Annotated in this window: 18 protein-coding genes; 17 read left to right on the top strand and 1 reads right to left on the bottom strand. The window is 51.6% G+C overall.

Features of this window, described 5'->3' with window-relative positions:
* Positions 1–194 precede the first annotated feature (194 nt).
* From EJQ19_RS24230 to EJQ19_RS24215, 4 genes are all read left to right on the top strand, one after another.
* Positions 195–1,223 carry an amidase domain-containing protein gene (locus tag EJQ19_RS24230; RefSeq protein ID WP_126143821.1) on the top strand — a complete coding sequence of 343 codons (1,029 nt, stop codon included), beginning with the start codon at positions 195–197 and terminating at the stop codon, positions 1,221–1,223.
* Between the two features lie 41 nt (positions 1,224–1,264).
* Positions 1,265–2,407 (top strand): D-alanine--D-alanine ligase, encoded by a 1,143-nt coding sequence (locus EJQ19_RS24225; protein ID WP_126143820.1) that lies wholly within the window; start codon positions 1,265–1,267, stop codon positions 2,405–2,407.
* 6 nt (positions 2,408–2,413) lie between these two features.
* Positions 2,414–2,737, top strand: coding sequence for a hypothetical protein (locus tag EJQ19_RS24220; protein ID WP_126143819.1), 324 nt, complete (start codon positions 2,414–2,416; stop codon positions 2,735–2,737).
* A 145-nt stretch (positions 2,738–2,882) separates the two neighbouring features.
* Positions 2,883–3,338 carry a hypothetical protein gene (locus tag EJQ19_RS24215; protein ID WP_126143818.1) on the top strand — a complete coding sequence of 152 codons (456 nt, stop codon included), beginning with the start codon at positions 2,883–2,885 and terminating at the stop codon, positions 3,336–3,338.
* 75 nt (positions 3,339–3,413) lie between these two features.
* Here EJQ19_RS24215 and yicI read toward each other — a convergent pair whose 3' ends face one another.
* Entirely contained in the window at positions 3,414–5,741 is a 2,328-nt protein-coding gene (gene yicI, locus EJQ19_RS24210) for an alpha-xylosidase (protein ID WP_126143817.1), read from the bottom strand.
* 131 nt (positions 5,742–5,872) lie between these two features.
* Here yicI and EJQ19_RS24205 point away from each other — a divergent pair, with 131 nt between their 5' ends.
* The 13 genes from EJQ19_RS24205 to EJQ19_RS24145 all read left to right on the top strand — a co-directional run bounded on the left by EJQ19_RS24205 (position 5,873) and on the right by EJQ19_RS24145 (position 25,205).
* On the top strand, positions 5,873–6,757 hold the full coding sequence (locus EJQ19_RS24205; protein WP_126143816.1) for an AraC family transcriptional regulator: 885 nt from the start codon (positions 5,873–5,875) through the stop codon (positions 6,755–6,757).
* Positions 6,758–6,770: 13 nt separating this feature from the next.
* On the top strand, positions 6,771–8,528 hold the full coding sequence (locus tag EJQ19_RS24200) for a sensor histidine kinase (RefSeq protein WP_126143815.1): 1,758 nt from the start codon (positions 6,771–6,773) through the stop codon (positions 8,526–8,528).
* Positions 8,525–9,640, top strand: a complete 1,116-nt coding sequence (locus EJQ19_RS24195; RefSeq protein ID WP_126143814.1) for a response regulator — start codon at positions 8,525–8,527, stop codon at positions 9,638–9,640. Before EJQ19_RS24200 ends, EJQ19_RS24195 begins: the two co-directional genes overlap by 4 nt.
* A gap of 147 nt (positions 9,641–9,787) precedes the next feature.
* The gene (locus EJQ19_RS24190) at positions 9,788–11,506 is read left to right on the top strand and encodes an extracellular solute-binding protein (RefSeq protein WP_126143813.1); all 1,719 of its coding nucleotides are present in this window, start codon (positions 9,788–9,790) and stop codon (positions 11,504–11,506) included.
* 70 nt (positions 11,507–11,576) lie between these two features.
* Positions 11,577–12,467, top strand: a complete 891-nt coding sequence (locus tag EJQ19_RS24185) for an ABC transporter permease (protein ID WP_126143812.1) — start codon at positions 11,577–11,579, stop codon at positions 12,465–12,467.
* A 17-nt stretch (positions 12,468–12,484) separates the two neighbouring features.
* On the top strand, positions 12,485–13,369 hold the full coding sequence (locus EJQ19_RS24180; protein WP_126143811.1) for a carbohydrate ABC transporter permease: 885 nt from the start codon (positions 12,485–12,487) through the stop codon (positions 13,367–13,369).
* A gap of 240 nt (positions 13,370–13,609) precedes the next feature.
* Positions 13,610–14,731 (top strand): alginate lyase family protein, encoded by a 1,122-nt coding sequence (locus tag EJQ19_RS24175; RefSeq protein ID WP_241243067.1) that lies wholly within the window; start codon positions 13,610–13,612, stop codon positions 14,729–14,731.
* 50 nt (positions 14,732–14,781) lie between these two features.
* Complete coding sequence (locus EJQ19_RS24170; RefSeq protein WP_126143810.1) at positions 14,782–17,100, top strand: helix-turn-helix domain-containing protein; 2,319 nt, start codon at positions 14,782–14,784, stop codon at positions 17,098–17,100.
* A 235-nt stretch (positions 17,101–17,335) separates the two neighbouring features.
* Positions 17,336–18,982, top strand: coding sequence for an extracellular solute-binding protein (locus EJQ19_RS24165; protein WP_126143809.1), 1,647 nt, complete (start codon positions 17,336–17,338; stop codon positions 18,980–18,982).
* 43 nt (positions 18,983–19,025) lie between these two features.
* Entirely contained in the window at positions 19,026–19,973 is a 948-nt protein-coding gene (locus tag EJQ19_RS24160; RefSeq protein WP_241243069.1) for an ABC transporter permease, read from the top strand.
* Positions 19,974–19,988: 15 nt separating this feature from the next.
* Positions 19,989–20,867 carry a carbohydrate ABC transporter permease gene (locus EJQ19_RS24155; protein WP_206438480.1) on the top strand — a complete coding sequence of 293 codons (879 nt, stop codon included), beginning with the start codon at positions 19,989–19,991 and terminating at the stop codon, positions 20,865–20,867.
* A gap of 270 nt (positions 20,868–21,137) precedes the next feature.
* Positions 21,138–23,435, top strand: coding sequence for a chondroitinase-B domain-containing protein (locus EJQ19_RS24150; protein WP_126143807.1), 2,298 nt, complete (start codon positions 21,138–21,140; stop codon positions 23,433–23,435).
* 564 nt (positions 23,436–23,999) lie between these two features.
* A complete protein-coding gene (locus EJQ19_RS24145) occupies positions 24,000–25,205 on the top strand; it encodes an acetyl-CoA C-acyltransferase (protein WP_126143806.1) in 1,206 nt (401 codons plus the stop codon).
* Positions 25,206–25,217: the final 12 nt, after the last annotated feature.

Genomic DNA, 25,217 nt, shown 5'->3' with positions numbered 1-25,217 from the left:
GTTCAAAAAGTCGGGTTTTCAGCACCGAGAAGGTTGCGAGAACCTGAAGAAGGAGGAGCGGAGTGTAGGCAAAACCTACATGAGCACCGCACTTCAAAGGTGAACGCAAGATTCGATGTCGAATTCGCTTCCTGCCTTACTTCGTGATCAAAAGCCGATTTTTTGAACTTCCTCTTAAAGGAGGGTGTCTGCGAATGTCCTGGAAAACGGCGCTCTACAATTACATCCACGCCAAAAATCAGGCGGAGCTCGAAGGCTCGGCTGCCCTGCTGGATGCGTATGTTTCCGATCATGATTTCGTACGAAAACAGGATCTCCGGATACGCAGGCTTCGCGACAGCTTCCTTGAACGGGATGCCCGGCTGCTGCGCGGCGAAACGAAGCTGCGTCTGCAAGGCGCGAAGGAATCCCCATGGGGGATTGTGGCGGACGTCCGGCTGCACCGCTTCCTCGATTACCGCATCGGCTCTGCCGAGGGGCGGGAGGAGCGGATCGAAACAGAGCGCGTTCGGATCGAACGGAGGGACGGCGGCTGGCTCGTCCACAATGCCGAAGCTTTGCAAGGCGAGAGAGGCAGGTCCGGGCGGGCAGACGGCATTCAGATCCCAGTATACGATCCCTTCGGCTCTCCGCAGCGGACCGCGCCTTCCGTCCCCTATATCCACCCTAGTATACGCAATAGCAGGGCTCAGGAATCCGCAACGCGGAAAACCATTTATAACCGCCCGAGAGCCGTCCAATATGCGGAAACGTGGTGGCAGACGCCCAATCCGAGATATGAATATTTTGAAGTGGACTGTACGAATTTTGTGTCGCAATGCCTCTTTGCAGGCGGGGCCCCAATGGACTATACTGGGAAAAGGGATTCCGGGTGGTGGTATGCCGGCAAGAACGGCGGCCAGGAGCAGTGGAGCTACAGCTGGGCGGTTGCGAACAGTTTGCATGCTTTTTTTGTTCATAGCGCCCATAAGACTCACGGCCTGCGCGGCACGGAAGTTGAAGATCCGAGAGAGCTTCAGCCTGGCGACACCATCAGCTACGACTGGGATGGGGACGGCCGTTTTCAGCACAACACGTTTGTCATAGGAAAAGACGCGAACGGCATGCCGCTCGTCAATGCGCATACGTTTAATAGCCGCAATCGTTACTGGGCGTATAAAGATTCACCGGCTTGGACGGAACGGACGAAATATGTTTTCATTCACGTTGCCGATGAGATGTGACGGAAAGTCAAGAAATTGTAAATACTAGACGGAGGTACGGAATGAGCCGCAAAATTCGAATTGGATTAATCTATGGAGGGAAATCGGGCGAGCACGATGTGTCCTTGCAGACTGCGCTAGCGGTGATGAAGGCAGTGGATTTCCAGAAGTATGAGATTACACCGTTTTACATATCGAAAAAAGGAGAATGGCAAAGCGGTCCTGCGCTTGGCGCACCGGCGGCTTCGGTCGAAGAGCTGACGTTCCAAGCGGGAAAAGCGCTGGAGGCGCCTTCGGGAAGCGCATTGGCGCCGCTTTTTAGCGCGGTGCAGCTGAAAGGCGACGTCTCGATCTCCGCGGCGGACGAGGCCGCAGAAGCGCCGGGCATCGACGTCGTCGTTCCGCTGCTGCACGGCACATTCGGCGAAGACGGCACGATTCAAGGCTTGCTCGAAATGGCGAACATTCCTTACGTCGGCGCGGGCGTTCTGGCTTCCGCCGTCGGCATGGATAAAGTCATGATGAAAAAGGTGTTCGCGCAGGAAGGTCTCCCGCAGTGCGTGTTCCGCCATTTTACGCGGCATGAGTGGGAGAAGAATCGCGCGTATCACTTGATGGAACTGGAGACGGCGGTCGGCTACCCTTGCTTCGTCAAGCCGGCGAACCTGGGATCCAGCGTCGGCATTTCCAAAGCGCGCAATCAGGAGGAGCTGATTGCGGCGGTGCAGTTTGCGTTCCAATACGACCGCAAAGTCATCGTCGAAGAGAACATCGACGCGCGTGAGATTGAAGTCGCGGTGCTCGGCAACGACGAGCCGCTCGCTTCGGTGGCGGGCGAGATCGTGTCTTCCAATGAATTTTACGATTATAAGGCAAAATATAAAGACGGCAAGTCCGTCATGGTCATTCCGGCGGAGATTCCTTCGGATGCGGCGGAGGAGATCCGGAATCTCGCGATTCGCGCGTTCCTGGCGCTGGACGGCAGCGGCTTATCCCGCGTCGATTTCTTCTACGGCAAGACCGACGGCAAAATCTACATCAACGAAATTAACACGATGCCTGGCTTTACGCCGTTTAGCATGTACCCGCTGTTGTGGCAGGAAACCGGCAAGCCTTACACAGAGCTGCTGGACGATCTAATCCGTTTAGCCATGGAACGCCATGCGGCTAAACAGCAAATCCAATATTCATTCGATGCGGAGTAGATAACGATGGGTTTTCAAACGGAGTTTAACTCAGTATGCAAGTTCAAATCGGAGCAAGAATTATATGAGCTGCTCGAATACGGCCGGGGCAAAATGGTCAAAAGCGGCTTCCGCGTCTTCCCGACGGGGCAGAAGGTGATTGCGTATACGCCCGGCAACGTGGCGATCGCGATTGTCCGTATCGTCGCTTCGATCGCGGAAATCAATTTCCAAGGCGAAGAAGTGACGCAGGTGGAGATGGAGCTTATCCGACGTTTGACGGAGGAAGAGTCCCGGATTCAGACGGCGCTGGCGGATGAGATGTTTTTTGGTGAGCAGGCGAATAAGTAGAGTATTGAAATGACCGTCCTTCCTTGTGGGGGGACGGTTTTTTTTGCGTAGAAATTGGCGATTGTAGCTATATCATTCGTCCCTTTCAAAGGTATTGCTAGCTTCATATAATGCAATATCCTACTAGAAAGGAAGTGGACACACAGTGAAAAAAACAGTTATTGCTACAGACGCCAGCTGGGTGAATGCATTGGAAATCGCACCAAATGGTGCATGGGTACAACCGGGACCAGGAGAGCACTACGTTTGGGGGGCAAATGATCCAACTGGACCTGCTGCCGTGGTTGCCAAACGGTTCGAGGTCAAATCGAAAAAAGTCGAAAAAGCGACATTGTTCTTATCCGTTGACAACTATGCGATCGTGCTCATTAACGGTTTGCCTGTAGTCATCGACGCGCCGCAAGACAATCGCGATTTCTACAACCCTGGCAGAATGTTCAACATCTCTCATTTCCTTCATCACGGAGAGAACGATATCGTGATTGCTGGCTTCAACTACCCACAAACTTCCGGCCGCAGCGATCGCAATCCTGCAGGTATTCTTGCACGCATCGAGATTAAACACGACGATCACAAACACGACGACCACAAACACTACTAATCGCATGTAAGGGAAAGCACTGCCTGATGAGGGCAGTGCTTATTTATTGCCGGAACCTTCGGACTGCTTAAAAATTTATAAGGATACAGCTATCCGCGTATGTCCAGTCGCGGGCGTAATCACAACGCCAAACGCAGTTCGCTCCCAAGTGGCGCCTTCGACTGTCTGTACGTCGTCGATGCCCCTGAGCACGATCGTGTAGGGCTTCGCGGCGCCCTGACTATCAAAGCGAATGCCGCTGCCGCTTCGTTCTGCGTGGACCTGCAGCTGCAGCTGGGCCTTTGCATCATACACAAGAGCGGACGCGCTTGCGCCGTCCTGCAGCTCGAACAAATGCAAGGCTGCGCCATCGGCATAGTCGTAGTCCGGTTTAAGCTCATTCGCGCCGATTGGCAGGAGCGAATTCGGTTTTACAAGCAGGGGCAGCGACATGTAGTCATACACAGCTTGCTGCCATGCGCGGCCTTCAATCACGCGGCCGGTGAAGAAGTCGGTCCAACGGCCTTCCGGCACATAATACTGGGCCTCGCCACGGTCATTAAAAATCGGCGCCACAAGCAGATTGTCACCGAGCATGTATTGCGTATCCAAGTAATGGCTGGTTGGATCCTGCGGGAAATCGAGCACCATGGCACGCATCATCGGAATCCCCATGTCGGAAGATTGTATGGCGCTGCCGAACAGATAAGGCATCAAAGCGCATTTGAGTTTGGTAAAATGCCGCAGGACATCAACCGCCTCTTCGTCGAACAGCCAAGGCACGCGATACGATTCGTTACCGTGCAAGCGGCTGTGCGAGGAGAGCAGGCCGAAGGCGACCCAGCGCTTGTAGATGTCCGGCGGTGCGGTACGTTCAAATCCGCTGATGTCATGGCTCCAGAAGCCGAAGCCGGATAAGCCGAGGGACAGGCCGCCCCGCAGCGACTCCGCCATGGAATCGTAGGTGGCCGAACAATCGCCGCCCCAGTGGACGGGGAACTGCTGTCCGCCCGTTGTAGCGGAACGAGCGAACAGCATGGCTTCATTTTTACCTAGCTTCTCTTCCAGCACCTCAAAGACAGCTTTGTTATACAGGAAGGTATAATAATTATGCATCTTGTACGGGTCCGAGCCGTCATAGTACCTGACATCCGTCGGGATACGCTCGCCGAAGTCTGTTTTGAAGCAATCCACACCCATATCGATCAGCCGGCTCAAATGGCCTTTATACCACGCGACCGCCGCCGGATTCGTAAAGTCGACGAGCCCCATGCCAGCCTGCCAAAGGTCCCACTGCCAGACATCGCCCTCCGGCGTTTTGACCAAATATCCCTTGTCCATCCCTTCCTGGAAGAGTGGGGATTTTTGTCCGATGTACGAATTGATCCACACACAGATTTTGAGTCCCTTGTCCTTCAAGCGCTTCAACATGCCGACAGGATCGGGGAAGAGATCGCTATCCCACTCGAAATTCGTCCACTGATACTCCTTCATCCAGAAGCAGTCAAAATGGAAAACATGCAGGGGAAGCTCCCGCTCAATCATGCCATCAATAAAGCTATTCACAGTCGCCTCATCGTAATCGGTCGTGAAGGAGGTCGTCAGCCAGAGGCCAAAAGACCAAGCCGGTGGCAGCGCTGGCTTACCCGTCAGTGTCGTGTAATTGTTCAGCACATCCTTCAATGTGCGACCGCCGATGATGAAATACTCCAAACTTTCACCAGGCACGCTAAACTGCACTTTGGACACGACTTCCGAGCCAACCTCAAAGGAAACATGCTCAGGATGGTTGACGAACACGCCGTAGCCGTTGCTGGACAAGTAAAAAGGCACGTTTTTATAAGCCTGCTCACTGCTCGTGCCGCCGTCTTCATTCCAAATGTCAACGGTTTGGCCGTTTTTCACAAAGGGCGTAAATCGCTCCCCAAGTCCGTAAATATGCTCGCCGACCCCAAGATCAAGTTGTTCTCTGACGTATACGTCTTTATTGGCCGTTGTGATGTGCCCTGGGCCTTTAAAGTTAGAGCCGGTGATCCGCTTCCCATCATAGAAGAATTGCGTTCCCCATGCACCGCTTTTCGGGAGGGAGACATGGAGACTGCCTGTGGTTAGCGTCAAGTCGCTGCTGTTCTCGACGATCTCAACATGATGTTGCCCTTGTTCGGGGGAGTAAAGCTCAAAATGCGGGCCCTTCGTCTGTTTGCCGGCATGATGCGTCCAGTGTACACGAATGACGTCTGCCATAGGCGAGCTAAGCTCGCAAGTGAGCAACGCACCGTTCAAGGTATCGCCTTTACGCGTAATCTTTCGAGCGGCAGCGAAAACCGTTACGCTGTCATCTTTTTGCTGTACCTCGCGAACATCGTACGGGTTGAGTACCGTATAGCCTTCTTTCGCCATCCAATAGCCATTGGAAAATTTCATTGCCAACATCCCTTCGATATATTTTAATATAAGTATATTGATTTCTTGATATCATTCCTTTCGTGATATTGCTTGAATGTATCAGAATTTTGACATCGAGGAGTAATGGGTATAAAAGGGGGAGAAAAGCGATGCAGCAAGCGAAGCTTAAGGAGGACCGCATCCATGGCGATCCGATGTATCCGATTCGCGTGTATGAAATTGATTGTCAACCCGGCGAAGAGCTGTTGGATCTTCATTGGCATGATGAGCTGGAGTTTTTGATGCTGACAAAAGGAAGCGCTGTCTTTCGTGTATCCATGGAGGAATATCTACTAGAGGCAGGGGAAGCCATCTTCGTAAATGCCGGGCAGCTGCACGCTGGCTCGATTGCCTCGGATGAACCGTGCAGCTTCAAGGCAGTGGTGTTTCATGCCAACCTATTAAGCGGAGAACGGTTTGATCTTGTCTGGGAGAAATACATCCATCCACTCCTTCAACAGAAATATGTGACACCCGTTCACATCCGCCCTGGCGGTGCGAAAGAGGAGAAGGAACTGCTGGAGCTGCTCGAGCTCGTTTTTCAAGATAATCTCAATGCATCACCGCTCTATGAATTAACGACGAAGGCCAATTTGCAAATGATGGTTGCCAAGCTCATCTCTTTGGGAGGACCGTCATTTCGCGAGGTGCCGCTGGCAAGTCAGCCCTCACAGATCGACCGGATTAAGCGAATCATTGAATATATTCAACAAAATTACAGTCTCCCTATACGGCTGGAGGACTTGGCGGCGCTTGTGTCGTTCAGTGAATCCTACTTTTGCAGGTATTTTAAAAGCATCACTGGCAAAAGTCCGCTCGTGTATTTGAATGGAGTCAGAGCCCAGCGGGCCGCTTATTTGCTCAAAGATACCGACAAGAAAATCATGGAAATATCGCTCGATGTCGGGTTCAACACGCTTAGCTATTTTATCGGCGTATTCAAAGCGCACTTTGGTTATACGCCTTCTGAATATCGTAAACGAGAACGGGTGTAGGGAGGGGATCGCGATGATTGGCAAGCTGAGGGAGTCTTTGAGGGTTTTTACCTATGATTATTTAACGTTAAAACGGCGAATTTTTATTATTTTTCTCGGCAGCACCCTCATTCCTTTTATTTGTATCGTACTCATTTCGTATTACACGATCTATTCCATCCTGACGAATAAAATCCAAAATGGGATCCTAAGCAATCTCAAGCAAGTAGAGCTTTCTATGGAGAATACGATATCCAACCTCAACCACGTGTCTCAGCAGTTGGCTTTTGCGGGGAGCGTCGGCAAGAAGCTGGATCAAATGCTGTCGCTTCCTTCAGAGCAATCGTTCGAGCGTTCCAAGATGCTCAGTGATTTGAAGGATGAGCTAAGTTTGGTTACCTTTACCAATCCCAATATTGGGCTCACCTTTTACTATTTTCAAAAGGATCGTACGTATGATCTCGAGAACATGGGGGTGAAAGACACGTTTGCACCGGAAAAACTGCCATTGCTCGCGGCGTACTCGGGCATTTCTTACTACGGTCCGCATATCAGCAACAATCGCTTCGATAATAATTTTGTGCTGTCAGCATTGCGGAAGGTGGATCTGCCGACACGCGACGATGTCTATGTATATATTGAAACGGGATTTCATCTGACCCAGAACATCTTAAATAATGGGCAGTTCGGCGGCGGGAATTATCATGTTTTTCTGGATAATAACGGTCGGGTCGCGTATAGCGAGCTTCCGCAGACTTTTGCCAAGGATACGATCTTCCCGAATTTTTCACAGAACCAGACGTACGGAACGCAAAATGAATTTTATTGGTTCAGGCAGGTGAGCAACCAGGGTTGGAGTATCGTATCCATTATTCCGAAAGCCGATTACAACAAGGAAATCAATCAATGGTTCGTTCAAATCGGTTTGTTTGCCCTACTATTCCTCGTGATTAGCATCGGAATGGCGTGGGTGCTGTGGAAAATGGTCTATGTGCCCTTGAACGGATTTAATCGTGAGATCAAGCTGATGGCTCAGAACCGGGTGCAAAATGTGACGGTCAAAACGAAAATACCGGAGTTCGATTTCTTGCTGCATCAATTCAGGCAAATGAAAGAGCAGATTTGGAGCTTGTTTGCTGAAGTGGAGCGCAAGGAGAAGAGCCGGGTCGATTTGGAAGTCGAGAAGCTTCTTTATCAGATTAACCCGCATTTTCTTATGAACACATTGGATACGGTCCATTGGCTGGCGCTTATGAACGGGCAGACGGAAATTGATAAGCTCGTTTCGTCGCTAAATAAGCTGCTGCATTACAATTTAGGTAAGCTAGGGGCAGCTTCAACTGTGGAGGAGGAAATTGAGGCTTTGAAGCAGTATTTAACCCTCCAGCAAATTCGGTACGATTTTCAGTTCGACGTTCAGATGCAAGTGGATGAAAAAGTATGGCGATTGCCGATTCCGCGATTTATTTTGCAGCCTTTAGTGGAAAATTCGCTTTATCACGGGCTCAGTGATGATGGTTATATCCAGGTTGAAGTGTGTCTGACGGACAAGCTGCAAATCGCTATTCGTGATAACGGTGCGGGCATGTCCGAGGAAACCATTCATCAATTGCTGCATCGGTCAGACAGCGAGAATAAGAAGGTTGGAATGGGAATTGGATTGAATTACGTCAAACGCATGTTGGAATCGCAATACGGCGATCAGGCGCAGATCCGTATTCAGAGCCGAATCGGCAGTGGCACGACAATTCAAGTTACTATTCCCGTAATGGAGGTTCAATCCCAGACATGATTAAAGTGATGATTGTTGATGACGATAAGTTGGTTCGTAAAGGCTTAATGTCGGCTATGCCATGGCGCGAATTTGATATGGAAGTCGTCGGTGAGGCGAGCAACGGGGAGAAAGCGTTAGAATTTTTGGCTGTCAACAGCGTAGATTTATTGCTGACAGATCTGGCGATGCCGGTGATGTCGGGGATTGAGCTCTTAAAAGTTGTGCGCAAGCAATATCCGAGCATGTATACCGTCGTGCTTACGTTTCATCAGGATTTCGAATACATTCAAGAGGCGCTGAGGCTGGGCGCAATCGATTATATTGCCAAAGTCCAGTTGGAAAAAGAGCGCTTTGATGAAGTGCTGGGCCGCATCCATAAGCGTATCCTGGAAGATGCCAAGCCTGTCCAGCCGGCCTCGGAGGATTTCTACGCGGCGGATCATCATCCGCGGGCGGATAGTGAGGATCAGCAGGCAACGGGGCGAGATGCCGATCACGTGAAGGATATGTGGGCTGGGCTTGAATGGATTCATCATGAGGAGCTGTTTGCCGCTCAGCTTCAGCAGCTGAAAGAGCTTCGGCTTCCGCCAACCAAGCTTTTCGGCCACCTCTATGCGCTTTCGGATAAATGGAATCAGTACTTCCTCACCCTTGGAGCGACAGCCGTTCAAATACCGGACGCTTTTGACAGCTGGCAGGAGGTGGAGGTGTGGCTTACCGAGATACGTGCTCTCATTCGGAAGGCGATGGAGAAGCCGGCCTACTCGCAGGAAGTAGTGGACAGCGTCATGAAGGCTGTCCGCATTATTAAGGAAGAGCTGCAGGAGCCAATTACGTCAGCGATGATCGCGAAGCGGGTGAATATGAGCAGAAGCTACTTCAGCCAATGTTTTAAAGATATTGTTGGCGCGAATTTCAGTGAGTATCTGCGGAATCATCGCATCGAGAAAGCGAAGGAATACTTGCTCTATTCGAATAAAACGATTCTCTGGATCGCCGAGCAGGTCGGTTATATGGATGAGAAATATTTTAGTCGTACGTTTCGCGAGTTAACGGGTTGTCTCCCCAGCGAATTTCGCTCTCAGAACGGAACAGGTAGAGAAATGTCCGATCTTAGGGGGGGCAATTGATGGAAGTGACTGGGAATCATGGGTGTATTGCCAACATTCTCGGTCAATCTCCCGACTAAACATGTAACCGTTTTCCATCCTAGCTGCGCGCATGCCTGTGTTACTTTTAGAGCGTAGATAAATTCTTGAAGGAAAGAAGGGGCTACGATGAGAAAATCACGAAAGCGGCTAATGCTACTCCTTGCGGGCATGATGGTGGTCATGTCAGCTTGCTCGGAAGGGAATAACGCGAAGGAGTCACCGAAAGCGTCCAATGCGCCGGCGCAGACGAGTACAGCACAAACCGCAGGGCAAACGGAAGCGGGGCCTTTTACAAAATCCGCGAATCCAATCACGATCCGAATCGGTAAGGATGTCGATGCAGCAGATAAGAGCTTGCCGGCTGGCGACTCCCCGGAGAGCAATCAGTACACGCGGTACATCAAAGAGAATCTCAACATTGATACCAAAATCGTCTGGCAGGCTGCGAGCGGAAAAGATTACGACCAGAAAGTTAATCTCTCCATCGCAAGTAACGATTTGCCGGATGCGCTTGTAGTGAAAGATACACAGTTCAGACAAATGGTGAAGAGCGGTCAGCTGGCGGATTTGACGGAAGTATATCAGAAATACGCTTCTCCGGCACTAAAGCATATTATCGACACGACGCAAGGATTGGCATTGAAATCCGTGACGGTTGACGGCAAAATGTATGCCCTGCCGAACGTTACAACAGAATCCGATATGGTGCATATGATGTGGATTCGGAAAGATTGGCTGGATAAATTGGGGCTGGAGCCGCCAAAAACGATGGACGATCTGGAGAAAGTAGCCAAAGCGTTCGTGGAGCAGGATCCGGACGGCAACGGCAAAGCGGATACGATCGGGATCACAGGACCGCAATTAGGCGGCTTGCTGAATGCGGACTTTATTAACCCGAACAATAATAACTATGGTTTTGATCCGATTTTTGCATCCTATCATTCGTATCCGGGCTTCTGGGTCAAAGGGGCTGACGGCAAAACAACGTACGGCTCCCTTCAACCGGAAACGAAGCAAGCGTTGTCCAAACTGCGCGATCTTTATGCCAAAGGGCTGATCGACAAGGAAATGACGATCCGCAAGGATGCGCAGGAGCTCATCAAAAACGGAACGTCCGGCATCTATTTCGGCTTATGGTGGGCAGGCGGCTACGGTCCGTTGGCCGATGCGATCAAGAACAATCCGAAGGCGAACTGGCAAGCCTACACAGCCCCGCTGGATGTGAACGGCGAATTTACGCCGCATATGGGGAATCCGACGAATCAATATCTCGTTGTCCGCAAAGGCTACGAGCATCCGGAAGCGGCGATTCAGATGGAAAATCTGCTGCTGCGTGATGAGTCCAAATTTGATGTAAAAGTCGCAATCGGCAACTATCCGCTGCGTATCGTTTTCGCACCAATGGATGAGATGGACGTTACGTACAAAATGATGAAAGAAGTGCTCGCCGGCACCAAAAAGCCGGAGGATCTCGACTTGCCAGGCTATAAACTTCTTAAGTCGGATGCAGAAAAAGTGAAAAAAGTGAAGCTGGAGCCGTACGATAAGTACGATATTCAATATTGGGATCCGAACGCGGACTTAGGCGCATGGAAACGGATGTACTCTACATTTGTCGGGATTTCGCCGTTGCAGAAGCCGTATAAGAAAACTTACAGCGTTACGTATTCGCAAACGAAAACGATGGAGAGCCGTTGGGCTTCCCTCGACAAATTAGAGAAGGAAACGTTCCTCAAAATTATTATGGGAGCAGCTCCGCTTGATACGTTCGATAAGTTTGTACAGGATTGGAAAAAGCAAGGCGGCGATCAGATTATCGCTGAAATTGAGGAAAGCTTGAAGTAAATGCAGGCATAGGCGTCGGAGCATTCTGGCGCCTCTCCTTCAACAACGAAGAATGGAAGTGATGGACGGGATGGTTACCAAAGGATTTGCCAAGCATTACTATCTCATGCTTCTTCCTGGCTTCATCTGGTTGACGCTGTTTAGTATCGTACCGATGTTCGGCATTGTCATTGCCTTTCAAAATTTTAATCCGGGTCAAGGGATTTTTCATTCGGAATGGATCGGTTTGGAAAATTTCAAGTACATGTTTTCATTGAACGACAGCAAAACGGTGTTCTTTAATACCCTCATTATCGCGGTTATGAAAATTATTGCGAATTTGATCGTGCCACTCATTTTCGCGTTACTGTTAAATGAATTGCGCCTGGCAATTCTGAAAAGATGGGTGCAAACACTCGTGTATTTGCCGCATTTCTTGTCATGGGTTATCCTGTCCGGGATCTTGCTCGACATCCTGTCCTATAAAGGACCGGTGAATAACTTCCTAGGCATCTTCGGCATAGAGCCGACGCTGTTTTTTGGGAAAGCGGAATTGTTTCCGTTCATTATTGTAGGAAGCGATGTGTGGAAGGAATTCGGTTTTAACACGATTATCTTCTTGGCAGCTTTAACGGGAATAAATCCTGCTTTATATGAAGCGGCTGCGATAGATGGCGCTACACGCTGGCAGCAATTGCTGCATGTTACGCTTCCTGGTTTAATGACAACCGTCATACTGCTTGCGGTGCTTTCGCTTGGAAACGTATTGAATGCCGGCTTCGATCAAATTTTCAACTTGTACAATCCACTGGTCTATTCGAGTGGGGATATTATCGATACCTGGGTATACAGAACAGGGTTGCTGAACTTGCAGTATGGGCTGGCAACCGCGATGGGCTTGTTGAAATCGGTGATCTCGTTTTTACTCATTACAACCTCGTATTTCCTGGCTGCCAAATTTGCAAACTATCGTATTTTTTAACATAAAGGAGTAGGGCTATGGTTAAAGAAACGACATTGAGCTCCAGAGCATTCGATCTTCTTCTGATCGTCGTGCTGGTCGGTATTGCGCTGCTGTGTGTAATGCCATTATGGTACACACTGGCCGTTTCGTTAAGCGACAATGCGGCGGCTTCCTCTGGCCGAGTCAGTTTCTGGCCGGTCGGATTTAACTTCAAATCGTACCAAGAAATTATGGGCGACGGTAAGTTTTTCAACTCATTCTGGATCTCGATCCAACGCGTCGTGCTGGGGTCAAGCCTTAACTTTGTTATCATTTTGCTGTTAGGCTACCCTTTATCGAAGAGCTCCAAAGATTTGCCGTACCGTAATGTGTTCATGTGGATTCTCGTGTTCACCATGCTGTTCAACGGGGGGTTAATCCCTTGGTATCAGACGGTAAAATCGCTGGGGCTCATCAACAACATCTGGGCGCTCGTTCTTGGGAACAGCGTTCCTGTGTTTAGCGTTATCCTGGTTATCAACTACTTCCGCAATTTGCCGAAAGAGCTGGAGGAAGCGGCACTGGTTGACGGAGCAGGCCCTTGGTACATGCTGGTGAAGCTGTTCATCCCGTTATCAGTACCGGTTCTGGCTACCGTTACATTGTTCAGTATCGTGTATCACTGGAACGAGTTTTTTAACGGACTTGTGCTCATGTCGAATGCAGATCATTATCCACTGCAAACGTATATTCAACAACTTGTCGTCATTGTGGATGCCAATACGATGACAGCCGAGCAGATCCAGAAGATGAGCGAGCTCTCGAATCAGACATTGAACGCGGCAAAAATCTTTATTGCAATGCTGCCGGTTCTCGTAATTTATCCGTTCCTGCAGCGGTTCTTTATCCATGGAATCACATTAGGATCTGTGAAGGAGTAGCGTGTTCTGCTAGGCGGCTGTTAATCGTTTACAAAGCGGCACATTCCAATCGGAATGTGCCGCTTTGTTGCGCAGAAAACCGCCCGAATACTCAATCTATCCGCTGATGACCAAGATGCGCCAACAGCTAAAAGTTGAGATTTCGACGATTACTTTAGATTTTGATGATGTTATGTTGCCGCTGATTTTCGTATGATGGAAGGACGGACAATCTACTATATGAAAAGGGTGGGGACTCATATGGACAATGCCCCTAGAGCCGCCTTTATGGCGTGGCAGCCATGGATTGATGTTGAGCGCATGATACGGGAGGCCGAGGCTTTCCTTACGATGCCAACCATTCAAATTACAGACGCAGCATCTCCCCACAGCCCCGGGGGTGCTCATGATTATTACTCCAATGGCGATTATTGGTGGCCCAACCCCGACACGAATGACGGGCTGCCCTACATCCGCCGCGACGGGCAAAGCAATCCAGCTAATTTCCATGCACACCGGCAGGCGCTGCGTGGCATGCGGACGCGGGTGGCTTGCCTCACAGCTGCTTATCGGGCGTCGGGGGAGTTTAGATTCGGCGAGAAAGCGGTAGAGCTGCTGGCGGCTTTTTTTGTTAACAAGGATACCCGCATGAATCCCCATCTATGCTATGCGCAAGCGATCCCGGGCGTCTGCGATGGCAGAGGAATCGGGATTATTGATACGCTGCATCTCATTGACGTGGCGGCTGCTGTCCGGATTTTACAGACTTGTCGAGAGCTCGATCCGTACATCCTTCATCAAGTCACCCAGTGGTTCGCCGACTACCTCGCCTGGATGAACGAGCATCCGCAAGGCATCGAGGAGCGCAATGAACCGAATAACCATGGGGTCTGCTGGTTCGTGCAAGCGGCGGCTTTTGCGCGATTGACCGCGAATACGTCCATGCTGGCATATTGCAGAGAGCAGTTTAAAGCTCGTCTCTTGCCGGAGCAAATGGACCTGAGCGGCGGCTTCCCTCGCGAGTTGGCGCGGACGAAACCTTACGCTTATTCGCTTTTTACCCTGGATAACTTCGTTACGCTCGCGCACCTGCTGTCCAGTCCGAGTGACAACCTGTGGCAATTTCAGCTGCCGGATGGACGGGGGCTGCGGCAAGGCATTGCTTTCCTGCTGCCGTATTTAGAGGACAAATCAACCTGGCCATTCGGCCCGGATATTGAATATGATGAGGCTTGGCCTGTAGGGATGTCGTTCCTGTTATTTGCAGGCATTGCCTATGAATCAGATCGGCTTCTTCGCCTGTGGCAGACGCTGGACCGGAACCCTATGCAAGATGAAGTTCGCCGAAATATGGCGATTCGTCAGCCGCTGCTCTGGTTATAAGCTATAATGAATCCTGTAAGCAGTTACATCCAGAGAGGTGAGCCACGGATATGAAGAAAAATCCTGTCCGATTAAATAAACGCAGCGTGTGGATGACATGGCTGATCTCGTATATTTCGGTGCTGTTAGTTCCCATCCTGATTAGCGGCATTTTGTACACGGCGTCCTGGCATGTCGTCGAATCGGAAGTAAACCGGGCGAACAACTACGCATTGGAGCAGATGGAACAGGCCATTGATAACAGTCTGGGCGGTATTGAACGGTTAAGCATGGAAATTTCGCTGAATACACGAGTGAATGCGTTTATCGCGACCAACCAGCCCCTTAAGGACAGCGATTACTATGACTTGGTCTCGATTGCCAGCGATTTGCGAGTCTATCAGACGGCGAACGATTTTATCGAGCAAATCTATATCTATTTCCGCAACAGCGACACCGTCATCTCCTCACGCAACCGTACGGATAGCCGTACGCTGTTTGGACAGATTGAGGGGGATGAGAGGAAGGGCGCCGAAAGTTGGCGGGAGTTTTTTGATAAACAGTACGTGCAGACCTATTTGCCGGTGACGATTCAAGACGATGCCGGGCCATATAAGGCGATTCTCTACGCCAAATCGGTGTCCTTGACGAATCGGGATCAGTCGGGAGCCGTCCTGCTCTTCGTGATCAAGGATACCAAGATGCTGGACAATATTCCGTCCTCGGAGGCGGCGGGCATTGCGGTGCTGGATGCGGACAATCGCGTGGTCGCTTCAAGCGGGCTCAAGGAGAGTCCGGCCTTTCTGCAATATGACAAGCTGTCAGGCAAAAGCGGTCTGTTCTATGGCGATGTCGCCGGGGAAGAGGCGGCGGTATCCTACACGACGTCAGCGCGAACCGGCTGGAAGTACATTTCCATGATCCCGGCCGAGCTGTTCGACGACAAGATGCGGGTCATGAAAACGTTGGTATACGCCAGCATCGGGCTGAGTCTTCTGCTTGGCGGAATCATGACCTTCGTGTTTCTCCGGAAAAACTATTATCCGATGCATCTCCTCATTCGGAGTTTCTCACTGAAGGCAGGCATTTCCTTTGCCGAGGGCACGAACGAGTATGGCTTCCTGCAGGATGCCCTGAACAACACGTTTGCGGAAAAAGAGCAGGTCGACCGCCGGCTGCACCAGCATCGCGACGCGATTCGCTCGCACTTCTTGCAGGGGCTGCTCAAAGGTCGGCTGGACAAGGATGTGCCTGTCCACGAATCTTTGTCCGCGCATGAGATACAGCTGATTTCACCGCATTTTGCCGTGTTGTTGTTCCATATCGACGACTTTGGCAAGCTGCAGCCGGATATCGCTGCGGATCCTCAGAAAATGAAGCTGCTGCAATTTATCGTCATGAACGTCGTAGAAGAGGTGATTGGCAGCGGAAATCAGGGCTTCACGACCGAGATCGACGACATGCAGGCGTGTATCCTGAATTTTGGCGAGGAGCGGGATCCCGAGGAGCTATTGCGTATTGCGGAACAAGTCCAATCGTTCCTGCTGGAGCATTTCCATGTTGATCTGACCGTCGCGATCAGCGGGATTCATGAGGATTTATTCGGGATTGCACATGCGTACCAGGAAGCACTGTCGGCGATGGCGTACCGGCTGGTGATGGGGAGCGGAAAAATCATTCCGTTTGCGGCGCTGCCGAGCACGGAATCCGCCCGTCAAGCAGGCAGCTACGACTATCCGCTGCATGTTGAGCAGCAGCTGATTAATTTTGTGAAAATTGGCGATTATGACAATGCGCAGCGCATTATTCATCTCATCATCGACAACAATGTCTCGGACTCTGCCCTGTCCGTGCCCCTCGGCAAGTGCCTGATGTTCGATCTGGCCGGCACGCTGCTTAAAACGATGGACGACATCGGCGCGCAAAGCGACAAAAAGACGTTGATCGTCCAGATGGACGCGGTCGAGCGGCTCACGAGCTGTGAAACGATACGGGAGATGAAACAGGAAATTCTCGCGATTCTGGAGCAGGTGTGCCGTGGCATTCAAATGGATCGCAAGCCGGAGCAGAATCCGCTCGGCGAGCAGGTCATGGCTTTCGTCAGACAAAATTACGACGATGAAAGCTTGAATATTTCCATGATTGGCGAGAAATTCGGGCTGACGCCATCCTATCTATCCAAGCAATTCAAAACGCAAACCGGCGACTCCCTGCTCGACTTCATCTCCAAAACGAGACTCCAAGAGGCGAAGCGGCTGCTTGCCGAGCAGACGATGCCCGTGGCTGAAGTGGCGAGAAGAGTTGGTTACACGGATATCAATACGTTCAACCGGGCTTTTAAAAAATTCGAAGGCATTACACCTGGCAAATATAAAGGCATCCAAGGCTAGACGCCTCCTGGCTGAAGCCGCTCAAGCTTGCTTGGGCGGCTTTTTGCATTTTTGAAGGTGTGACAGCGAAAAATGATGATGCCGTTTTTCATATTTTAATGATGCATTTTCGGCTTTTGAGGCTATCCGCTGGAGGCTGGAGCCTGCATAATTAGGCCATGGCGCCAAACCAAACCAAACTAAACAGAACAATACAGAATGAAAAGCGATCCGCATACCAGGAGGGGTTTACTAAATGAAGAAAAAACTACTTCAACGCAAGTCGATCGGCGTAGCACTAAGCGTAGCCGTAGCATCAAGCCTATTCGTTGCCTGCTCGAAAGACCAAACCTCAAGCCCGAGCGGCACTAACGCACCGAAAGCGACGAATCAACCAACCGCCGCAGCCGGCATCACCTATCCGCTTCAAACGCAAGACTCGCTGACCTCTTGGGAGCAGATCAACCCGAATCTTCCGGCCTTTTTCCCGAATTTGGCGGATTCGCCGTTTGGCAAGCAATTGGAAAAAGAAACCGGCGTGAAAGTGAAATATACGCATCCGGCTGACGGCCAGTCTAAAGATCAATTCAATCTGTTGATCGCTTCAAACAACTTGCCGGATGTCATCGAATATAGCTGGGGCGGCACAGGAACAGCGGCCGCTTATCCGGGAGGACCGGAGAAAGCGATTGCGGACAAAGTGATTTTGCCATTGAACGATTTGATTAACAAAAATGCACCGAACCTGAAGAAACTGCTCCAACAGGATAAAGAACTGGACAAAATGATTAAAACGGATAGCGGCACGTATTACGCGTTCCCGATGATCCGCCCTGACAACGGTCTCGTGTTCCGCGGCCCGATGCTCCGCAAAGATTGGCTGGATGAGTTGAACCTGCCTGTTCCGACAACGATTGACGAGTGGTACACCGTGTTGAAAGCGTTCAAGGAGAAGAAGGGCGCAACTGCACCTTTAACGGCGCAATACAGCGGCGAGCTGAACATCCAGGATGCCTTCATCGGCGCTTACAAAACAGCTAACCGTTTCTATGTGGACGATCAAGGCAAAGTCAAATACGGACCGATCGACCCGCAATTCAAAGATGCGCTGACTTTGCTGCGCAAATGGTATGCAGAGGGACTGATCGATAAAGATTTTGCTTTGAATACCGACTCGAAAACGCTGGATAACCGAATGGTAAGCGATACATCGGGCGCGACCGTCTATCTGCTCAGCGCTGTGGGCAAGTGGATGGACACAGGCAAGAAAAAGGACCCGAAATACCAACTGGTGGCTGCGCCTTATCCTACTGTCAATAAAGGGGAGCGCGCTTTCATCGGACAGCGGGATTTTAAATATAACCCTGCCGTCAGCAAAGCGGTATCCGCTTCGAGCAAGCATCCGGACCTGGCTGTTCAATGGATGGACTACGCCTATGGTCAAAAGGGAGCGATGCTCTTTAACTTCGGTATTGAAGGCGAGAGCTACACCTTGAATAACGGCGTGCCGACATTCACGGACAAAATGACGAAAGATCCGAAATACAACTTGCAGCAGCTGATCTCGCAATATACGAAACCGAACGGTCCGTTCCTGGGCGACAGCCGCAAAAGCTTCAATACGTACAAAGAGCAAGATGACGCTGTGAAAGTTTGGGAGCAAACCGATGCGGCGAAGCACGTCCTTCCAGGCTTCCTGACACCGACCGTTGACGAAAGCAAGGAATTGGCGAAATTGACAACCGCGATTTCCAGCTACAAAGAAGAAATGTTTGTGAAATTTGTGATGGGCAAAGAGCCGATCGAGAAGTTCGACGAGTATGTGAAACGCATTAAAGAAATGGGCATCGACAACGTTGTGAAAATCTATCAAGATTCCCTAGATCGCTATAACAAGCGTTAAAAGAGAAGTCTCAGGAAGGAGAGGGTGAGAACGGATGAACACCATGCTGCCCAAGTCAATCCAACCCTCAACACGCATAAAAAAAAGCAGAGCAGGTCTCCTGCGGGACATTCGGTCGAATAAGCTGCTCTACGTGATGCTCGTGCCGGTTCTGCTGTACTACGTCGTCTTTCACTATGTGCCGATGTACGGCGCGATCATCGCCTTTAAAGATTTCTCCCCCAGACTCGGTATCTGGGGGAGCGACTGGGTAGGGTTTGAACACTTCCAGGCGTTTTTCACAGGTCCTTATTTCTGGCGAACGATGAAAAATACGGTGCTGATTTCTTTCTATCAGCTCCTGTTCGGATTCCCCGCACCGATTGTGCTGGCACTATTGCTGAATGAAGTCAAGCACGCGCTGTTCAAACGCACCGTGCAGACCGTGACCTACATGCCGCATTTTATCTCGCTGATCGTCATTTGCGGCATTCTGAAAGATTTTACATCCAGCGAAGGGGTTATCAACGACATTGTCGCCTTCTTCGGCGGCACGCGGGAGACGTTCCTGCTGGATCCTAGCTTTTTCCGCACCATCTACGTGTCCTCGGGCATCTGGCAGAACATCGGCTGGGGCACGATTATCTTCTTGGCGGCCTTGACCGGCATTGACCAGGAGCAGTACGAGGCGGCAAGAATCGATGGAGCCGGCAGATGGAAGCAGATGCTGAACGTGACCCTGCCAGGACTCATGCCCATGATTATCATTTTGCTCATTCTGGATATTGGGCGCATGATGAATGTGGGTTTTGAAAAAATTATTTTGCTCTACAACCCCGGTACTTACGAGACAGCGGATGTCATCTCCTCTTATGTGTATCGTGTCGGCTTGCAGGATTTCAACTACAGCTTCAGTTCGGCGGTCGGCTTGTTCAATGCAGCGATTAACTTTGCCCTGCTCATTTCATCCAACTGGCTAAGCCGCAAATTCAATGAAACGAGCCTATGGTAAAGGAGGAAGAAGACGATGCTGAATCGGCCGAGCTTTGCAGAACGGTGCTTTGACCTTGTAAACATGTTGTTCCTGGTGCTGCTCATGCTAGTCACCGTATATCCGATTATTTACGTTGCGCTGGCGTCGATCTCCGATGCGAGTTCCTTGATGGCGCATAAGGGAATGCTATGGCATCCCCTTGGATTCACACTGGATGCGTACTCGTACGTCTTTCAGAACCCGATGCTGTTAAAAGGGTACGGCAATACGCTGTTCGTCGTCGTGGTCAGCCTGGTGCTGAATATCGTGCTGACCGCTTTCGGCGCGTACGCGCTGTCCCGCAAGAGCGTGCAGTACCGGAAACCGCTGATGTTGTTCATCGTATTCACCATGTTTTTCAGCGGAGGCTTGATTCCGCTCTACCTGACGGTCAAAGGCGTCGGCCTGCTGGATTCGCTGTGGGCGCTTATTATTCCGCAGGCGATCAACACGTTTAATCTCATTCTAATGAAAACAGGATTCGAGGCGATCCCGGATGCCCTGGAGGAGTCGGCGAAGATCGACGGCGCCAATGACTTTGTCATTTTGTTCCGGATTGTCCTGCCGCTGTCGATGCCGGTGATTGCCGTCATGCTGCTGTACTATGGCGTAGCCCATTGGAACTCCTGGTTTAATGCGATGATTTTCTTGCAGGAGCGCACGCTGTATCCGCTGCAGCTCGTGCTGCGGGAGATTTTGCTGCAAGGGGAAGCCAACGCGAACTCGGGCGCGTCTGACGGCGACGCTGCGGCCCTGGCCGCTTCGATGAAATACGCGACGATTATGGTGGCAACGGTACCAATCCTCTTTATTTATCCGTTCCTGCAGAAGTACTTTGTGAAAGGCGCGCTGATTGGCGCGATCAAAGGATAACGGCGGCGGAAGCCGCCCGTCCTTCTAGCCTATCAGTTTGTATATCCTTGAAACGGCTCTATGCCATCCCTAAACGCCACGTCCATGAAAGGGAGGCGGAGCCGTTTGTCTTTGCTTGAAAGGAGGTGAAGGATTTCAAAATAACGGCCGGCAAGGTTGTCCTCTGTGTTAGCGGACAAAAAGACCCTGAAGGCTGTGCGGATTCTGCTTATTTTTTCAAGAAAAATGTAAGCGCTTCAATTAATCGTGAGACCGAAAGGATGTGCTGTAATGAAAGGAATACGTAGACCAAGTGTATGGTTATTGATTGTGTTCATGCTATTCGTGATGATCCCCGGTGCAGGGCTTGCCGCTGACGCCAAGCTGACGATTCCGGCCGCCAATGTAACGGCAAGCGCGGACGATGGCAATGTACCGGCTAATGTGATTGACGGCAATTTGACTACCCGCTGGTCAGCGAGCGGCGATGGACAGTGGATTAAGTTCCAATTGAGCGCCGATGCCAAAGTGTCGTTCATCAAGATCGCTTTCCTCAATGGGGATACGCGCACATCGACCTTCGATATTCAGACCTCTGTCGATAACGTAACGTTTACGACGGTTCAGTCCGGTATTACGAGCGCACTATCCGCCGGCTTGCAGACGTTTGATTTTCCCGATGTCGACCCAGTGCGTTATGTGCGCATTGTCGGTCATGGCAACTCGGCGAACGCGTGGAACAGCTACACGGAAGTTGAAATGTATGGCGATGTGTCGGCGGCCGCGCCAGCCAGTACGAAGTTTGCGCTTTCCGGCTCCGCCGTTGCAGCGAGTGCGGATGATGGCAATGTCCCGGCTAATACGGTAGACGGCGATCAGGCTACGCGCTGGTCGGCGAGCGGCGACGGCCAGTGGATCCGCTATGACCTGGGGAGTCAGGCGACGGTGTCGCTGATCAAGATCGCCTTCCTGAACGGCGATACGCGCACGTCTACATTCGATATTCAAACGTCACCGGACAATGTGACTTACACTACGGTGCAATCGAATGTAACGAGCGTCCTGGCGGCGGGCTTGCAGACGTTTGATTTTGCGGATGTCTCCGCCGTCCGTTATGTCCGCATCGTGGGTCACGGCAACTCGACGAACACGTGGAACAGCTATACGGAAGTCGAGATTTATGGCTATTCGTCTTCTTCCCCTGGCAACGAGGTGGCTGTCTCCACATCCGCTCAGTTAGCCTCCGCGATTAGCAATGCGACAGCAGGTACGACGATCGTGCTTGCCAACGGCACCTACTCGCAATCGGGTCCATTTACCGTAACGGGCAAAAACGGCACATCGACCTCGCCAATCCGCATCAAAGCGGCCAATCAAGGGATGGCTGTCATTTCCGGTGGCGCATCTCTGCAAATCAGCAACTCCTCGTATATCGTGGTTGAAGGCTTGAAATTCACGAATACCGGGAATACCGCACTGCTGCTCGACGGGTCCAACCATATTCAGGTGACCCGTAATAAGTTTGCCTTGCCGGCAACGGGCGGGGGGCTTATCTGGCTGCAAGTCAGCGGGGTGAACAGCCATGACAACCGCATCGATCATAACGATTTCGGCAACAAAAGCGACACCGAACCGCTCATCGCTTACCAAGGCGATAACAACGGGCATATTTCGCAGTACGATGTCATCGAGTACAACTATTTTCACGATGTCGGCCCTTGGGTAGACAATGGTAAAGAGACGATTCGTCTGGGTTTGTCGGGCATCTCACTGTCCAACGGGTACAATACGATCCAGTACAACGTGTTTGAGAATTGCGACGGGGAGCCTGAGATCGTATCCGTCAAGAGCAGCAACAATACCGTGCGCTACAACACCTTCTTGACATCCAAGGGCGGGCTGACTTCCCGACACGGTCATCAAAACTCTTTTTACGGCAACTTCTTCCTGGGGGATGGCGTGGAGACAGAGGAAGCGGGTATCCGCATTTATGGCAACGATCATAAAATCTACAACAATTATATGGAGAAATTGACGAAAGAACCCATTTTCATCGACAGCGGCAACTATGACGGCGGCACAAGCGGCTACCCGGCGAACCCGTCTGCCACCGATTTGGCGGCACAGTGGAAAGTGTACCGGGCGCTAGTGGTGAATAACACGATTGTGAACAGTGCTTTGGGCATTACGGTCGGCACTGCAAGCAAGACGTATGCGCCTCAAGACAGTGTCATTGCCAACAATATCGTGCGCAACACCACCGGTACCTTGTATAAAGAATCGGTTACGAGCAATACCACGTTCCAAGGCAATATCGGCTATGGCAGTACACTTACCAACAACGCTTCCCGTACATCCGCGCAGATTAACGGGGTGGATCCGCAGTTCACAACCGTGAACGGCCTGCAAAAGCTTTCCGCCACCAGCCCTGCCATCAATGCGGCGGTCGGTTCTTATCCGTTCGTGACGACGGATATGGATGGCGAAACGCGATCGACAAACGATATCGGGGCCGATGAGCGCTCATCCAGCACGGTATTTGCGAATCGTCCGTTGACGTCTGCGGATGTCGGGTTGTTGGCTCCGTAAAGGGAGAAACATAGGGCAACGTCGCAGGAAATAAGAGCGGTAAAACCTATCTATTTCCACGAAAATAGGGATATCGGCCGAGATAAGAGTGGCTAACCCCTCTTAACAGAGCGAAAATGGCTTATTTCCGCAAGTTAGAAGGGGCTGGGCCCTTTTAGATCTAGTTCATTTAAGGAAAACGGCCCGGATCGCGGGCATTAAGAGTGGCTAGCCCCTCTTAGCTAGGCGAAAATAGCAAATTTTCACAAATTAGAAGGGGTTAGACCCTCTTAGTTCTAGTTAGTTTAAGGTTACCTGCCCCGTTGCGGCCGTTCGGAGTATTCTTAGGCAAACAGACAACATTGGGGGTTCTCTGGGCGTGGGCTAGGTGGGAAGTCAGTTGTTGTAGTTAACACAGAAATGTGCAGTTTGTGCGAATAGTCAAGCAAGCGGGGTTTGATGCGTGTAGGAGTCTATTGCTGCAGTTACCACAGAAAGAGCAGTTTGCTGAAATATACGCTAGTAACCGGGAAATTTACCTAGGGTCCAATTCGTTACATCACACTATCGACGAGGTGAAAAGCCATGAAGGAAGCGGTCATCGTATCGATCACGCGCACGGCGGTCGGGCGCGCGAAGAAAGGCAGCTTCGCCCAGACGCGGGCGGAGGATTTGGGGAAGGCCGTCCTGGAGGAGGCGGTACGGCGGGTTCCGGGCCTCGACAAAGGCGATGTCGAGGACATTATTATCGGCTGCGCCATGCCGGAAGGCGAGCAGGGGCTGAACTTCGCCCGCACGATGGCGCTGTATGCGGGCTTTCCCGTGACCGTACCGGCGATCACGGTCAATCGATTCTGCTCCTCCGGCTTACAGGCGATTGCCTATGCGGCGGAGCGCATTATGCTGGGCCACGCGGAGGTGATCGTCGCCGGAGGCGTCGAAAGCATGAGCCACGTCCCGATGACGGGCTTCAAGCTCTCGCCGCATCCGACGCTGGTGGAGACCATGCCCGAGCTTTACATGGGCATGGGCCACACGGCTGAAGCCGTCGCGCAGCGCTTCGGCATCTCGCGCGAAGCGCAGGATGGCTTCGCGATGCGCAGCCATCAGAAGGCGGCGGCGGCCATCGCAGCGGGCCGCTTCACGGATGAGATCGTGCCGGTGAGCACGAGCGTCAAGGGCATTGGCGAGAACGGCAAGCCGTTCGTTCGCGACTATGTGTTTGCCACCGACGAAGGTGTCCGCCCGGACACGTCGATGGAAGGGCTCGCCAAGCTGAAGCCGGCGTTCAGCTTGAATGGGTCGGTGACGGCGGGCAACGCGTCACAAACGTCTGACGGCGCCGCAGCCGCCGTGCTCATGAGCCGCGAGCGGGCGGAGGCGCTGGGGCTGAAGCCGATGGCGACGTTCCTGTCTTTTGCGCTCTCCGGTGTCGAACCGGAAATTATGGGCGTCGGGCCGGTCAAGGCGATCCCGAAAGCGCTCCAGATGGCCGGGATTACGCAGGAGCAGGTCGGCCTTTTTGAAATTAATGAAGCGTTCGCCTCCCAATGTGTACACATTATCCGGGAGCTGAACATGAACGAAGAGCTCGTGAATGTGAACGGCGGCGCCATTGCGCTCGGGCATCCGCTCGGCTGTACGGGGGCGAAGCTGACCACGAGCCTGATTTACGAGCTCCAGCGCCGAGGCGGCGGATATGGGGTTGTGTCGATGTGCATCGGCGGCGGGATGGGCGCAGCCGGCGTCTTTCAAGTTCATGCGCCGGAAACGGCGGCGGCAGGGGAGTAAGGCAGACCGAAT

The sequence above is a fragment of the Paenibacillus whitsoniae genome, from assembly GCF_003955665.1.
Taxonomy (GTDB): domain Bacteria; phylum Bacillota; class Bacilli; order Paenibacillales; family NBRC-103111; genus Paenibacillus_E; species Paenibacillus_E whitsoniae.
The sequence above is the reverse complement of the archived record's forward strand: the minus strand, read 5'-3'. Positions and strand labels throughout refer to the sequence as shown.